This window comes from Spiroplasma endosymbiont of Panorpa germanica, from assembly GCF_964019765.1.
GTDB lineage: Bacteria > Bacillota_I > Bacilli_A > Mycoplasmatales > Mycoplasmataceae > Spiroplasma_B.
In genome coordinates this window covers 980,598-996,536 of the sequence record NZ_OZ026461.1, presented here as the reverse complement: position 1 = coordinate 996,536, position 15,939 = coordinate 980,598, and the positions used below count along the sequence as shown (strand labels likewise).

General features: G+C 27.9%; 16 protein-coding genes. All 16 read left to right on the top strand.

Going from position 1 to position 15,939, the window contains the following annotated elements; translation table 4 throughout:
* The first annotated feature begins 629 nt into the window (after window positions 1-629).
* The 16 genes from AACK87_RS04565 to AACK87_RS04490 all read left to right on the top strand — a co-directional run bounded on the left by AACK87_RS04565 (window position 630) and on the right by AACK87_RS04490 (window position 15,879).
* Window positions 630-1,364: an ABC transporter ATP-binding protein gene (locus AACK87_RS04565; protein WP_338972143.1), complete on the top strand. Its 735-nt coding sequence runs from the start codon at window positions 630-632 to the stop codon at window positions 1,362-1,364.
* A complete protein-coding gene (locus AACK87_RS04560; RefSeq protein ID WP_338972140.1) occupies window positions 1,354-2,019 on the top strand; it encodes a hypothetical protein in 666 nt (221 codons plus the stop codon). The genes AACK87_RS04565 and AACK87_RS04560 overlap by 11 nt, the downstream gene beginning before the upstream one ends.
* 530 nt (window positions 2,020-2,549) lie before the next feature.
* Entirely contained in the window at window positions 2,550-2,837 is a 288-nt protein-coding gene (locus AACK87_RS04555) for a hypothetical protein (RefSeq protein WP_338972138.1), read from the top strand.
* A gap of 170 nt (window positions 2,838-3,007) precedes the next feature.
* The gene (locus AACK87_RS04550) at window positions 3,008-4,384 is read left to right on the top strand and encodes a phosphatase PAP2 family protein (RefSeq protein ID WP_338972136.1); all 1,377 of its coding nucleotides are present in this window, start codon (window positions 3,008-3,010) and stop codon (window positions 4,382-4,384) included.
* Between the two features lie 249 nt (window positions 4,385-4,633).
* Window positions 4,634-5,077, top strand: coding sequence for an ATP-binding cassette domain-containing protein (locus AACK87_RS04545; protein ID WP_338972134.1), 444 nt, complete (start codon window positions 4,634-4,636; stop codon window positions 5,075-5,077).
* Window positions 5,001-5,159 (top strand): hypothetical protein, encoded by a 159-nt coding sequence (locus AACK87_RS04540; protein WP_338972131.1) that lies wholly within the window; start codon window positions 5,001-5,003, stop codon window positions 5,157-5,159. Before AACK87_RS04545 ends, AACK87_RS04540 begins: the two co-directional genes overlap by 77 nt.
* 4 nt (window positions 5,160-5,163) lie before the next feature.
* A complete protein-coding gene (locus AACK87_RS04535; protein ID WP_338972129.1) occupies window positions 5,164-5,310 on the top strand; it encodes a hypothetical protein in 147 nt (48 codons plus the stop codon).
* Between the two features lie 444 nt (window positions 5,311-5,754).
* On the top strand, window positions 5,755-5,925 hold the full coding sequence (locus AACK87_RS04530; RefSeq protein WP_338972126.1) for a hypothetical protein: 171 nt from the start codon (window positions 5,755-5,757) through the stop codon (window positions 5,923-5,925).
* Window positions 5,926-5,949: 24 nt separating this feature from the next.
* On the top strand, window positions 5,950-6,711 hold the full coding sequence (locus tag AACK87_RS04525; protein ID WP_338972123.1) for a hypothetical protein: 762 nt from the start codon (window positions 5,950-5,952) through the stop codon (window positions 6,709-6,711).
* 26 nt (window positions 6,712-6,737) lie between these two features.
* Window positions 6,738-7,598, top strand: coding sequence for a hypothetical protein (locus AACK87_RS04520; protein ID WP_338972120.1), 861 nt, complete (start codon window positions 6,738-6,740; stop codon window positions 7,596-7,598).
* Between the two features lie 172 nt (window positions 7,599-7,770).
* Window positions 7,771-8,121 (top strand): lipoprotein, encoded by a 351-nt coding sequence (locus tag AACK87_RS04515; RefSeq protein ID WP_338972117.1) that lies wholly within the window; start codon window positions 7,771-7,773, stop codon window positions 8,119-8,121.
* Window positions 8,122-8,381: 260 nt separating this feature from the next.
* Window positions 8,382-9,626, top strand: coding sequence for a hypothetical protein (locus tag AACK87_RS04510; protein ID WP_338972114.1), 1,245 nt, complete (start codon window positions 8,382-8,384; stop codon window positions 9,624-9,626).
* A gap of 318 nt (window positions 9,627-9,944) precedes the next feature.
* Complete coding sequence (locus tag AACK87_RS04505; protein ID WP_338972111.1) at window positions 9,945-10,070, top strand: hypothetical protein; 126 nt, start codon at window positions 9,945-9,947, stop codon at window positions 10,068-10,070.
* A 683-nt stretch (window positions 10,071-10,753) separates the two neighbouring features.
* Window positions 10,754-11,647 carry a hypothetical protein gene (locus AACK87_RS04500; RefSeq protein ID WP_338972108.1) on the top strand — a complete coding sequence of 298 codons (894 nt, stop codon included), beginning with the start codon at window positions 10,754-10,756 and terminating at the stop codon, window positions 11,645-11,647.
* A gap of 489 nt (window positions 11,648-12,136) precedes the next feature.
* On the top strand, window positions 12,137-12,739 hold the full coding sequence (locus tag AACK87_RS04495) for a hypothetical protein (RefSeq protein WP_338972105.1): 603 nt from the start codon (window positions 12,137-12,139) through the stop codon (window positions 12,737-12,739).
* A 1,289-nt stretch (window positions 12,740-14,028) separates the two neighbouring features.
* A complete protein-coding gene (locus AACK87_RS04490; RefSeq protein WP_338972103.1) occupies window positions 14,029-15,879 on the top strand; it encodes a hypothetical protein in 1,851 nt (616 codons plus the stop codon).
* Window positions 15,880-15,939: the final 60 nt, after the last annotated feature.

Sequence of the window (15,939 nt, the reverse complement as noted above, 5' to 3'; positions counted from 1 at the left end):
TGAAATTATTCTTGGAAAGCATGAAGTTTCAGAGTAGACAAAAAATCAATTTCAAGATAAATATTTTTTCACTTACTATCTTTTTAACGGCAGCAATTATGAATTATTTTTATTTTATAAATATCTAAATTAAAGTGATATAATTTTTTCGTGAGAGAATTTTAGAAATCGCGTCTATTTTAATAAAACACAATTAAGTTTTTTAAAAAAGAAAGTTTGATAAAATTCAAGAAATTTATTTCCCTATCTGTATTGTTAGGGGGCTTGACACATTTTAATCAATTTAATAAAAAAGAGCAAATTAATAATTTTCAAACAGAAGTTAATAATTCTGAATTTGAGAAAACAAAGATTGAAGCAATTAGGTTTTAAAATGAGAAAACCATTACTACATCTACAGAGTATATGCGTCATCCCCAATTTCATCAGTTTTTTTACAATATTAGCGATATTGAATTAATAAAATGGACAAAATATAACAAAGATATCACTTTGTTTAGCATGAATCTGGTTATAATAATAACTTTAATCAAGTAGAAAATACTAGACCTGAATACAAGTATCCTGAAATGAATATGGTTGGAAATATTTCAATTTGATCTTTAATAGGAAATTAGAAGGAGTGTAAAGTGCTAAAAGTAAGTCGAATTAAAAAAAGTTTTGGAACTAAGGAAATTCTTAAAAATGTTTCTTTTATTTTAGAACCGGGAAATATCTATGGACTATTGGGAAACAATGGAGCAGGCAAAACTACGCTTTCAAAAATTATATTTCAAGAATACTCGTTTGACTCAGGAGAAATAAACTATAATAATTTAGATATTTCAAAAGTAGATTTCAAAGAATGGTATTTTTTTTCAGAGAATAGTGAGTTGCCCAAAAATATTCAAGTAAAAACATATTTAAAATTAATAAAAAATTTAGTAAAAATGGATAACAAAAAATTTGATACAAGAAAAAATGATATTCAAAGTTTTTTGAATATCAATGATTTACTAAATAAAAATATTTCTTCACTTTCATCGGGTCAGCAAAAAATCGTCTCATTATTTATCTGCTTTTTAATAAAGCCAAAAATAATTTTTTTTGATGAACCCACCGCAAATTTGGATGTTCAAAATAAAAATATGATAATTAAAACTATTGAAAATATGAAAAAGCCTGATGTAATTATTGTTATAATAACTCATTTGATCGAGGAAGTTAAAAATATACTAGATCATATTCTTATAATGAATCAAGGTCAAATAATTTATGATAACCCATATGATAAATTGGAAAATCTGGATGTTATTGTTGATAAACTGAGAAAAAAAGATCCAGTTAATTCAAAAGGGATTGAGAGATACCTAGATGAGAAATAATTACATTTCAACAATGACTTTAATAAAAAACCAAATATCTTTAATAGTAAGAAAAAAAGAACTATTTTCAACCATAATTGTAATTTGAATCATGATTGGTCTAATCAATTTATCAAGCATGGCCTTTATCATTTCTCAAAAAGATGGAGCTAGCAAATTAGTTTACTCTAATATATTCATTTCTTTAAACTCGATTCTTTTTGGTTTGTTAGCGATTTTAACAATCGCCTGCTGCTTTTCTATTCAAATGAAAAATAATATTAATAAAATTGAAATAAGATACGGATTTAATGTATTTTCAATTTACTTTTCAAGAGTTTTTATAATCGTCTCAATTCAATTAATTGGTTATCTGTTAAATCTGTTACTTTCATTGGTTATCTTTTGAATTTTATTTAAAAACAATGATGTTGTTATTTATCGAATGTATGTCTCAGCTTTTGGATGATATATTATTGTCATTCTGGCAATTATGGCATTGGGAATATTATTTTCAAGATTTTTTTCAGAATCAATGGCAACAGCCTTATCCACAATTGTCTTATTTTTATTAGTTTTAATCCCTGGAATAAGTATTTTATTTAATCCCCAAATAAATGAAAGCATGATAAATTATTTAAAGCAAATTATCAAGAAAGAGCTTTCCAACTTGTAAACCAGGATAACAAATTAAAAGAGGTCTATGAAGAAATAGGCCAAAAGATTGATTATTCAGACATAGCTTTAGGATTTATAGAAACGGATGAAACTACTCCGCATTATATAGAACTTCAAAAAAACATTAGTGTTTATTTAAATAATGGTAAGCGATATTCAAAATGATTTAAAAGCGATTTATTAAATTTTGATGAGGATGAAATAAATCAGATTTATGACAAACTCGCCAATATTAAAGAAATCAACCAACATAAAGAAACATTAGAGCAATTAAAGGAACTCTATGATAATAATAGTTTTTTAAAAAAACAAAACATTATTAATAACAACTCATTTGGATATGATTATGATGAGAACATAAAGGTTATCAAAACCAAATTTCAAACACCTGATAATTACCTATTCAATCGATATTTACTAGATACTATTTATTTAGCTAAAAGTTATGAAGATTTTAAAGCAAAAAATTATGATAACACCGGAGTGCCGCTAGGTCCCAAACCAAAAGAGGTTATTCAGAAGGACAAATTGAAAAATATTTTTAGTCCTGTGAACCAAATGTCTCTTATGTTTTGAGGGGTAAACTACAATAATCCTGTTAAATATAATTATTTTTCAAGTAATCAAAACCTTTTCAAAAGTCCTATTAATTTAAATTTTCTAAGTAATTTTGAAGAAACACCATGAGGGCCTTGAAATGGCATAAACTTGTCTTTGAATTTAAGACCAGAAATTCATTACATAATTTATTCAGTAATAAGCATCGGAATTATAAATTTAAATTACTTTAGATACTATAAAAAAATTAGAAGTTAATAATAGGTTTTTCTGGCGAATATTAAACTTGAATCCTAAACTATTTTGATAGATTAGGATTTGTTGTTATAATAATATTAGCTAAAAAATGGTTTCAAGTACAAACCTAAGAGCTTATTAATTTATCAAAATAGATTTTAACAAATATTTTTTGAAAAGTTGGATGAATTATGACAAGGACAATCTACAAACAATGATATATAAAGACAACCCTAGCTTTTGCTATGGTTTTATTAATTGGTTTTATTGCTACTTCATTTGATAATATCGATCGCTGATTCTCTGATGTAATGGGTGAATGAGTCAAAGTGGAATTTATTAAGTTTTGAGTAATTTTCTATAATGAGATGGGATTTACATGCTTATTTTTAATATTACTAATTTCTATTTTTATAATTGTAGAATCGTGACATGCCAAAAATAACGATAATCCTAGATCACAGATTATTTTATACACTTGCTACGCAATAACCATAACAATATTTCTAGTTTACAACCTGGTCAGACTAATCGGCTTGCCAACCGAAGATACTGGTTGAGGTCTTGGTGTTGACCCCCAATATCTAACAAACAATACCTATAAAATTATCTCAAGAATAAGTATCTTTATCATTGAGAGTGGTATTTTAATCGGTTCAATTTTATTTTTACGTCTAAAAGTAAGTAAAACAAATGCTCTGATTGAAAAACGAGCCTCATTTGTGGCTGTTAGTGCCTTGATATTCATTGTTGTTAGTTTTTTTCTTCTAACATTGTTGCTTAAGCAATCGTTTGGAAGACCTTTTTATCTGAATGTTGAGTTTGAAAGATACATCGGCAAAGTTGAGTTAGACCAAAATGGTTGAGCTATTGATATTGAATTATCCCAAGAAGCACAAAAATTAGTGCCTGAATTTCCGGATTTAAAGGAAAGAATCTTGGATAGCTATAATAACAGCAACTATTGGACTCAAGCAGATCGTTACTATAAATGATATGAAGTTAACGGAAACTGATTTCAAAACCTACAATTTTGATATGGAGGAAAAATATTAACATGATTTATCGAATTTGATCTAGATTATGTAAAACCACCAGCATGAAATAACCAGGACTTTCCATCAGGACATACGATTTCAGGATTTACCGGGATTTATTATGCTTTATTTGCAAGTGTTTTAATAAAAGATGATAAAAAACGTATTAAAGCAACGAATACTCTATTCACAATTTGACTTATTAGTGAAATAATTATGATAAATACCCTAGTAATTGCTCGAACTCACTATGTTTCAGATGTTTGATTCTCATTTGTTTTTTGTGCCTTTTTCCTGGTAGCTTCTTTGAGATTTACTAATACATGAACAACCAAAGCAATTTTAAAAAAACGCCACAAAAAATCTTTGAGTAATAATTTTGAAATAGTAGAAAACAAAGTCTTGATCTTTTTTCAAGAGGATAATAAAATTTTTGTTTCAAAAACTAGCTCTAAAAAAATTAATAAAAAAATGAAAAAATATTTAAATGCTGCTCAAATTACAAAATTTTTACACCAATTAAGTGGTTAAAGAGGTGGTAACTAAATTAATTATTATATAATGATCGCTTTTGATAATTCACAATCTTTATATGTTATTATAATTTTATTTAATAAAATTATTAGTAAAGAAAAAAAGTTCTCTACGATACTGTTGAAATGCAATTTGGGTAAAAGTAGAAAAGCATTTCAAAATTCTTTATATAAAATTTACCAAACAAGGATAATTTATAAGCCAAGTACAACTATAAATATTAAACCAATATTATTTTTATATAGAATGCAATATCCAATATTCATTGTTAAACTTTGAATTTATATGATTAATGTTAAAGTAATGGTTGGAGATAATGGTTCAGGAAAGTCACCACTTTTAAAAAGTATTTTTAATGAATACAAAAAATATTTTGGTGAAGTTTTAGTAAATGATGAGTCAATTAATCAAAATAATAACTTAGCTAAAATTTGTTTTTTCCCCGACCAAAGTGTTTATCCAAAAGATATTTCGATTTCAAAATTCGCCATTTATGATGCACAGTTATGTGGCATGAATGGGGAAGGAGCCCAAGAGCGACTAGAAATGCTTTTAGAAAAATTTGATTTAATTGAGTATAAAGACAAAACTTTTTTTTGAGCTAAGTGCTGGAATGCAAAAACGAGCTTTTCTAGTAATATGTTTAGTAACTCAACCTGATTACATATTTTTAGATGAACCAACGGCTAACTTAGATGTAGGAACTAGAATTGAGTTTCACAAAATTCTAAAACTACTAGCCCGAGAAGGCGTGGGGGATTTTAATCACTAGTCACATGATAAATGAACTAGAAGAAATCATTAACCACTTAGTGATAATTGAAAAAGGGATAACCAAGCACAATAAGTCTTTTATACCTAAAAAAGATTCTATTGAAACTATTTATAAAAAAGCAACAAACGTTAAAGTAGAGAAAGACTAATCAAATATTTATGTTAAAAATAAATAAAAGATAAAAGTATAAATAATTAAAAAACCTCGCATTTTAATGCGAGGTTTTTTAATGTAATTTCCCATTTACTGTGATCTGCTTTTTAGAAACAAAAAAACTTTCTATAATTTTATCTTATTAACTTCTAAAAACAACCTTGTGTCTGCTGCATTATCTACTTGAAACATTCCAACAAATTGAACTTATATTATTTAGGTTGATAAGCAACATAAATTTAAACATAATAAAACTTATAGCTATAAGTACTTAAAACAAGCATTTATAAGATAAAGCTTATATTTTGTTTTCCGTGCCTTTAAAGTAAATTTAATTAGTTTTTTTAAGAAAATATCTATTAATAACTAATGCTAATATTTTGCATTCAAATTTTATTTAATATATAATAAAAATATCAATTAAAGAGCGACCAGAAATGTGAAGAAGTTAATAAGTATTTTAGCAGCAACTAGTCTTGTTGTTGCTGCACCTTTAAGTGTTGCTGCGTGTGGTAAAAAACCTCCAAAAATTGACGATGAATATGATTACACTACTTTGCTTAATAATTTAGTTGAATTATGTCAACAAATATTTGAAAAAAATATGTAAGAAGATTTTTCAGAATATTTTTTAATGAGTTTTGATGATTTTAAAAATACTGATAGCGAAATCGACCTAGAATCATTGTGATCTGAACTTGAAAAGAACAAAGATGATGAAGGTAGTTATAAAGTGAAGCAAGATTCAGAGACATTTAAAATCTTTGATGCTTTCATGAAACAAAATGCAAATTTAACAAAACTGAAGAAAAATGCTGATAAAGATATTTTATCAGATGTTAATTATAAACCCATAATAAAAGACGGGAAAAACCCATTTAGTAAATCTGATATTAATTTAACCGAATTAACACTTGTTGATAAAATTAATGAACGCAATGATAAGGAAAGAATTTTTGCAATACAATATGTAATTTCAACTGATATAGAAATTTTAGATGCTAGTTTTCAACCATTAACTCAAAAGTTATCATATAAATCTTCAATGACATTTTTTGAAGATAAAGATTTTGCAGATGAAGTTAATAAGATATCAAAACAAGTCAGCAAAGCAATTGTTTCTGAAAAATACGCAAAAAGTTACAAAATATTTCACAATGACGCTAACCTTTTAAGAGTTAGAGAAAACATAGCTAAGTTATCAAATTTTGAAAGCATTCTTAAAAACGATATTAGCCAAGATATTACAGAACTAGGAAGTAAGTGGTCATTAAACACAGATGAGTTAAATTTTGAATCAAGTTTAAATTGAACCGCATTAAGCAAAGGTAGATATTCAGGAATAAGGTCTTTGTGAAATAAATCAGCGTGATCTAAGAAAGTTAAAGAGCTTTAATAGATGGCGGAGATGCTATAGATGACTTGGCAAAAAATAATGACGACCTAATACCTACAGTACCAAATACTAAAGTTAAAGATTTTCTAGAACTTTATGATGATAGTGCAAGGTATTTTAATACTGCATATTTGTGAGATATATATAATGAAGAATCACGCGGTTTTAAAAACATCATCGAAAAAGAAGGTATCGCACTAGACCAGAGTGTTGAAACTGAAGAAAGTCGTAGATTATTTGCCTTAATTGGAAATAAAGTTAAAAACATTAAAATCGTTTACCAACACCCAAGCAAAGGTCTGATTTATTTTGATTTTCCTAGTGCATTTATAGTAAATAGACAATATACTACTTTTGAAAGTACCCAAATTTGATATGACAATTTTATTAAATTTAACTTACTTTTTAATAGAGAGTTTCTGGGATTTAATAAAGAGCAAAACGGTGTGTCTGCCAGTGATTGAGGGGATATTTTTGAATTGACTAAACCTAAAAGTTTTGATCAAAGTTTAAAGCTGAATGAATTTTATGATACTAGGGAAATTTTTAGTAATATGTATTCTGAATCTTTGAAAAATCTAAAGAATTCGAAAATGGGTGAGGGTGATGAAAATTGACATCCAGAGTATTATTTAAGTAGTTTTGATTTTTATAATAGAGCTACAAAATTCAAGGTAAATGCCCAAGGCTATGTATTCATATACTCAGGGAATTCTTTAATAGAAACTCAGATGATAAGAACCTATTATGGAACGCCAATAACAAGTTTTGCAATTGATGGTTCTAATGATTCGATTGCCTTTTATATCGGAGAATGAACTCACATTTCCGTGAAGGAATTTGGAGACGATCAAAAAACTCCTTTGAAATTTAATTTAAAAGAATAATAAACACTATAAAAATAAGTCTTTGTAATAGAAGTCTTATTTTTTTTATTTAATTTACAATAAATTTTATTATTTTTTCAGAAAAATTCGTATTTATTACTAACACTTATAGTTTGCATTTAATTGCAGATTTATATATAATTAAAAAATAAGATAAAAGGAGACAATTGAAGTGAAGAAGTTAATGAGCATATTAGCAGCGACTAGCCTAATAGTTTCAGCGCCATTAAGTGTGGTGGCTTGTAAAAGCAAAAAAGAGGATAAAAATGATTTTGACTACACCCAATTAATCAATGATTTTTTAGCCTTGTCCAGACTAATTTTTAGTGAACAAATGAGTAAGGACCTTGGTGAATACTTTTTTCTAGATATTGAAAAAGTACAAGAAATGGAAATTGACTTTGAACCACTTTGAAACTTAGTTTCATCACAGGATGGAGATACACATAGATTGGACACCAGCTCTGGGGAGTTCAAAAATTTACAATCTTTTTTCAATCAAAAACTGATTTTGATAAATTAAAAGCTGAAGCAAATAAACAGATAGTTTCAAACATTAATTACAAACCGATTTTAAATGATGGTAAAAATCCTTTTTCATCAAAGATAAATCTTGATGAGGTCACATTAATTCAAAAATCAAAGGGACAAACAGATGAAGATCGAGTTTTATTAATTGAATATAAAATTTCGACAAGTATACAATATCGTGATGCCCGCCAAGAAGTTGCTTATGAAGATGTCAAATATAATTCATCAATAACAATTTTTACAAATCCTGACGTGTCGACTATTTTTAGGGGTTTATCTGATGAAGCCAAAAAACAGATAACATCTGATAAATACTCTAATAGATATGAGTTTGAGAGTAATAACTCAAATCTTTATGATACCTTTGCAAATATTAATGAATTATCAACATTCAGTAAAGTTTTTGATTCGGAAATTAAAAAAGATATTATCGATGAATTGAAACAACCCGGAGAATTTAGCTTCGATACTAGTAATATTGAATTTGAAAGTCATGAAGATTGAAGAAGATTTATTTCCCCAAATAGAGATTATGGTAAAATATGAAACTATTCAGAATGATCGCTATCAGTAAAAGATGCTTTCACGAAGGACAATGATGCCTTTGAAGAAGCGATTAATCAAGCAGAAGAATTTTCTAAGTTGACAAAACCTAGTCAAAATTTGCTAAATTATCTAGAAACAGACCAAGAATCCTCGCAGCACCTTAATTCCTTTATCTTATTTGATAATTATTTAACAGGCGTGGGACTTTATGGGACTTTAAAGCTTAAGGTTTCGTCCAACAACATTAATCTAGATACTGGTTTTGATTATAGCGATCTAGAAAAACTTTCTCATCAGCGTCGAACTCTTGGATTTATTGGAACAAATATAAAAAATATTAAAGCCACCTATAAACCAATAGGGGGACAACCTATTGAATTAGAATTGCCAGAGCAATTTATTGTCAATCGACAGCTGACAACATTTTCTAATACTAAGGGTTTGTTTAAACAGCACGTAAGAGCTAACCTTTTATTTGATAAAGAAATGTTAGGATTCAATAAGGAAGAAAGCGATATTGCCCCAGAAGACTATGGTAATATTTTTGAACTAACTAAACCTAAAGGGTTTGAAGGGGATTTCATTCCTGATGTAAAATATGATTTTGACGAAGTATTTAGTATGATTTTTGAAGAAACGCTTGAAAAAACAAATGCAGAAACTAAAAAAGAAGGTTGATTTGCTAGCGATTATATTAAAAGATTCTATTTCAATCCTGAACCAAGTTACTTTAAAATAAACGATCAAGGATATTTATTTTTATATACTAAAAACGATACATTAATAAATTCGGGACATTGAATGTTAACTTCTGGAACGCCACTAACTGAAGGTGGTGGGCCAACTACATCCCATAATCAATTAGTTTATTTTGAAATTGGTGAATGAAGTATGCGGAATAATAATGTTTCTGGCGATGGAAAAAGATATTGAAAATTTAAAATGGACTAAATATACGATTAATTTATAATTAAAACAGTTGATTAGTTTGAACTAGTTTTAAAAAGCCGACCAAAAATGGTCGGCTTTTTTGTGAGAAAATAGTTCATGGTTGTCTTTTTGTGAGAAAAACGCTAAAAATATTAAAAAATAATTAATAATTAAAACACAAAGGTTACTTACGAAAAAGTTATCATTTTATTAATTAATTATTAATAAGATTTTTTAAATTTTTCTCATAAACTTCTTAGAATAATAGATAATGATTTTGATTATACCCAATTAATCAGTGATTTTTTATCTTTGTGTAATCTAATTTTTAGAGAACAAATGAGTGAAGATTTAGGCGAATTTTATTTTTTAAATACTGACCAAGCACAAGAACAAGGAATTGACTTTGAATCACTTTGAAACTTAGCATCACCAGATAGCGGGATCGCCCCCACCCCCCAATAGACACTAGTTCTGAGGAATTTAAAAATTTACAATCTTTTTTTCAATCAAAAACTGATTTTGATAAATTAAAAGCTGAAGCAAATAAACAGATAGTTTCAAACATTAATTACAAACCGATTTTAAATGATGGTAAAAATCTTTTTTCATCAAAGATAAATCTTGATGAGGTCACATTAATTCAAAAATCAAAGGGACAAACAGATGAAGATCGAGTTTTATTAATTGAATATAAAATTTCGACAAGTATAGAATATCGTGATGCCCGCCAAGAAGCTGCTTATGAAGATGTCAAATATAATTCATCAATAACAATTTTTACAAATCCTGATGTATCGGTTATTTTTAAAGATTTATCTAATAAAACTGCAGATCAAATAACATCTGATAAATACTCTAATAGGTATGAATTTGAGAGTAACAACACAGATCTTGATGAAACCTTTGACAATATCAAGGACTTATCAAAATTTAAAGAAATTTTTGATTCAGAAATTAAAGAAGATATTATAAAAGATTTGGATCAATCTGAAAAATTTACCTTTGATACTAGTCATATTGAATTTTAAAGTCATGAAGATTGAAGAAAATTTACCAATTATGGCGGATCATCGCCTCTTTCGAGTTGAAAATCGAAAAAATGATCAGAATTAGTAAGAGCTGCCTTCACAAAAGGGGAAGAGGGTTTGGAATCCGCAGTCAATCAAGCAGAAGAATTTTCTCGGTTGGCAAAACCTAGTCAAAATGTGCTAAACTATCTAGAAACAGACCAAGAATCCTCGCAGCACCTTAATTCTTTTATGCTATATAATAATTATTTAACAGGCTTAGGACCTAATGGAACTTTAAAGCTTAAAGTGTCATACAACAAAATTAATCTAGATACTGGTTTTGATTATAGTGATCCAGAAAAACTTTCTCATCAGCGTCGAACTATTGGTTTTATTGGAACAAATGTAAAAAATATTAAAGCCACTTATAAACCAATAGTGGGTGATCCAATCGAATTAGAATTACCAGAACAATTTATTGTTAATCGACAGTTGACGACATTTTCTAATACTAAAGACCTATTTAAAGAATTTATAAGAGCTAATCTTTTGTTCGAAAAGGAAATGTTTGGATTTAACAAGGAAGAAATTGATATTGCCCCAGAGGACTATGGTAACATTTTTGAACTAACTAAACCCAAAGGGTTTGAAGAAGATTTTATCCCGGGTAATAAATATAATTTCAATGAAGTATTTAATTTAATCTTTGAAGAAACTATGGAAAAAGTTAGCAAAGAATCTGAAAAAGATATGATAATAATTCGAGATTATATTAAGGGATACTTTTTCTTTTCGCGTCCAGATTATTTTAAAGTAAATGATGAGGGATATTTGTTTTTGTATGATAAATGAGACAAATTACTAAATGAAGGAAGGTTTGTATTATCTTCGGGAACACCAAGCGTTAAAGGCGGCGGCCCAGATGTTTCACATTACGAATCGCTTTACTTTCAAATTGGTCAATTAGATCACATGAAGCACTATGATTTTGGTGATGTAAAAAAGTTTTGAAAATTTAAAATGGATTAAAAATGATGAAGAAGTTCCAATTAACCCATTTTCAAAAAAATAAGTATAATTTATTAATTTTATAATAACTATCTTAAAAATTATTTATGCCGACCAATATGGTCGGCTTTTTATATGCCAAAATAGTTCCTGATGGTTTTTTTTCATGATAATAGCTTTTACGCCCAAACATTTTAAAATATTAAAAAAATAACACTAAATAACCCTTGATCCCATTAATCTAATGTAATTAATCACAGCAGTGAATATTTAAAACTTATTGAAAAAATTCTGTGTGACATACATCCCAGATATCTGTGAAATCATCAAACAATTACCTATATTTAAATAAATACCTGTAAAATTTTTTTATGCTCTATTTTAAATAAAAAAACAGAACCTATAAACTTTATTGATTAATTTATAAAAAAAAATATTGTTTTTTTCATAAATTTGGATATTTTTCCAAAAAAAGTTGTAAAATATAATTGTAACTTATAAGTTACAAAAATGAAGAAAGGGATAATCATGAATTATTTTTTAAAAACATTAGGAATATTAAGCATAGCAACAGCCCCGGCTATTAGTATTATTAATCACGAGACAGATTCTAAAGATAATAATCAAATCAAAAATTATGAAGAATCAAGTAGACAAACAACCCCGACTAGAGCTGCCTTTCATATTGAACAAAGAGTTTCTTCTGGATTAAATGGAGAAAACACTAACCGCCAAACTTATACTAGCAAAGATCTGCAAGGATATGCCAATAATTTAGATGATTTTTTTAAATTATATGAAGGTTTTGCGCTTGAAGGTGAAAAGGTTGATGCCCACCTAATGGATAATGACCGCTCAGTTAGAACCGACGAGAGTCTAAGATATGCAGTGTCACCACTGAAAGAAGGTGTAAAACGCGAGATTTTTTTTGAAAGAACTGAAAATGGATTAGCTAAGCAAGAGGTGGGGGCTCATGTGACAATGACTTTGAGCAGTTCTCTTGAACTAATTATTTACGTAGACATATGATCATTGAGTTATAATACTGTTAGTACACCTTGATTAAACTACAGTTTATCGAAAGTGGCATTTTACGATAAAGTACCAGCTTAATTAATAAATAAAATGTCTAAAATAAGATTTTCAAAAAGACAAAATATTAAATTACAAAAGCACTATTAATTTGGTGCTTTTGTAATTTAATATTTGATAAATATATATTAACATCATAAATAAAAACCTGTTTTAAACTGGTTTTTATTGCATTTATTAAACAATTTAATGAATATCTTTTTTAGCTATCTTTTTAGGATTATTGAAAAATGATGTTTAGACTACTTCAACTCAAATCATACAACTAATCTGAAAACGAAGACTTTCATTTACTACCGGTTTTTGATTACTTATTTTATCAATCTTGATTAAACAATTACATTAATTTGAAAGTAATGTTTTTGTACTGATTTTAATGATGTCGGTTAGCCAAAAAAATGATATTTTTATAAATTTCCGAATTTTTTATAATAAATAATCATAAATAGCGCTGTGATCTAAAACATTTAAATACCATAAATCCGAAGCAACGATTTAATCGTAAATATAAAATAAAATAATAATTCAACCTTACAATAACTTTTTTAAGTTATTAGAAAATACTTCTTTTTATTAGATAATTTTAATTGTTAGATTAACTAAAAAAGCTCCGTATCATCTTATTGGGACCCAATGTCTGTCGGAAATTTTTAACGGGTATGACCCATTTAAGGAGAATTTAAAATAAACTTTATTATCAATGCTAAAATGAGGTCCATGATCGCTAATTTTATTATCATAATGAATATAAAACTTGTAATTATCTTAAGGGGTGTTCAATAGGGTTTAATTGGTTCAATTCAACACTACAAGCATCCAAGTAACTACTAATTTGACATTGAACATTTTCATCAACATCGGATTCCTGGTAAGTTAATTTACTATAGGTAGGTTGCTATCTTTTTAACAATGCAGTTAAAAAATTTAAGGTTGACAAAGAAGGTTGTGTTTCCTTATGCTCAAACACTAATTTGATAAATTTTCAAGGTATTAGAAATTACTACATAACTCCTGCTACAAGTTTTGCAACTAGTGGTTCTCTGGACAAGGTTGATTTTCTGTTGGAGAATGATCTCACATGTCTGTGAAGAAATTTGGTGACGGTATAAAAACCCCTTTGAAGTTTGATTTAGAAGAATAATCAATATTGAAAAAATAAGGTTTTTTTAAGATAAAACTTTTTTGTCTATTTTCACAGTAAATTTTATGAACATTTAGAGAGAATAGCTTATTTATAATTAACACCAATAGTTTGCATTTAATTGTTAACTTATATATAATAAAAACATTACAAAAAGGAGACCATAAATTTGAAAAAATTAATAAGTATGCTGGCGGCAACCAGCCTTGTTGTTACAGCACCATTAAGCGTGGTGGCTTGTAAAAGCAAAGTAAATCTAAGAGATAATTTTGATTATACCCAACTAATCAGTAATTTTTTGTCGTTATGTGAACTAATTTTTATAGAACAAATGAGTGATGATCTGGGTGAATACTTTTTTATAGATACTACCCAAGCACAAAACATGGACATTGATTTTGATTCGCTTTGAGACTTGGTGTCTCTAGAGAATGGGGATACTCTTAAACTTAGCAATAGTTCTGAGGAATTCACAAATTTACAATCTTTTTTCACTCGAGAAACAAACTATGATAAATTAAGAGCTGAAGCCAGTAAACAAATAGTTTCAGATATCAATTACAAACCGATTTTAAATGATGGTAGAAACCCTTTTTCATGAAAGATAAATCTTGAAGAGGTTACACTAATCCAAAAATCAGATCAAGACGATTCAGACAAAGTTTTATCGATTAATTATAAACTTTCAACAAAAATAGAATATCTTAACTCCCGCCAGGATGTTGAGTATCAAACAGTCTACTTTGATTCATCAATGACAATTTTTACAGATCGTGATGTTTCAGATACTTTTAATGAATTATCAGATATAACCAAAGAAAAAATAACATCTGATAAATACTCTAATAGGTATGAATTTGAAAGTAACAACTCAAACCTTGATGAGACCTTTGCTAATATTAAGAACTCATCAAATTTTAGCGCTATTTTTGATAGTGAAATTAAAGCTGACATCCTAGAGGAATTAGACAGTACTGAGGAATTTATCTTTGATAGTAGTGATATCAAATTTGAAAGTAGTCGAGACTGAAGAAGGTTTATCGATCCAACAAGAGCTGTAGGATCTGTTGGAGGTACTTGAAATTATTCAAAATGATCCCTATTAGTGAAAGACGCTTTCACAAAGGATGAAGAATATTTACAAGCAGCAGTTGATCAAGCTGAAGATGAAAGTGCGCTTACATCACCTAGCCAAAATTTACTAAATTATTTAAAAACGGATGCAGATTCATCACAGCATCTCAACGCCTTTACTTTATTTGATAATTATTTAAACGACTTTACAAGTCAAACTTTAAGATTAAAGGTAAGCAATAACAACATTAATTTAGATACTGACCTGGATTCAACTGATGAAGGAAAACTTGCTAACCAACGTCGAACTATTGGATTCATTGGAACAGATATTAAAAATATCAAAGTTACCTATAAACCTTTATATGGTAGCGCTATTGAATTAGAGTTACCAGAACAATTTATTGTTAATCGACAACTAACAACATTTTCTAATACAAAGGACTTATTTAAACAACATGTAAGAGCCAACCTTTTATTTGAAAAAGAAATGTTTGGATTTAATAAAGAACAAAGTGATATTCCTACAGAAGATTATGGTGATATTTTTAAACTAACTAAACCCAACGGTTTTGAAGAAGACTTTGTTCCAGGAGAGAAATACAATTTCAAAGAAATATTTAATATGATCTTTGAAGAAACTCTTGAAAAAGTAAACGTAGAAACTAAAAAAGAAGGTTGAACTGCTAGTGATTATATTGCTGGATACTATTTCGTATTTGAGCCAAGTTACTTTAAAATAAATGATCAGGGATATTTATTTTTATATGATCAAAGTGATGTATTAATAAACCAAGGGCGTTGAAATTTAACTTCTGGAACACCTCTAATTGATGGGGGCACACCAGATATGAGTCACACTCAAGCCATTCATTTTGACATTGGTAAATGAAACCATAAAAGACATGGTAATTTTGGGGATACAGAAACTTTCTTAAAATTTTAATTTATTTACGCCGACCAAAAATGAATATTAAACGATTTTTTATAAATATATTTTCGCTAA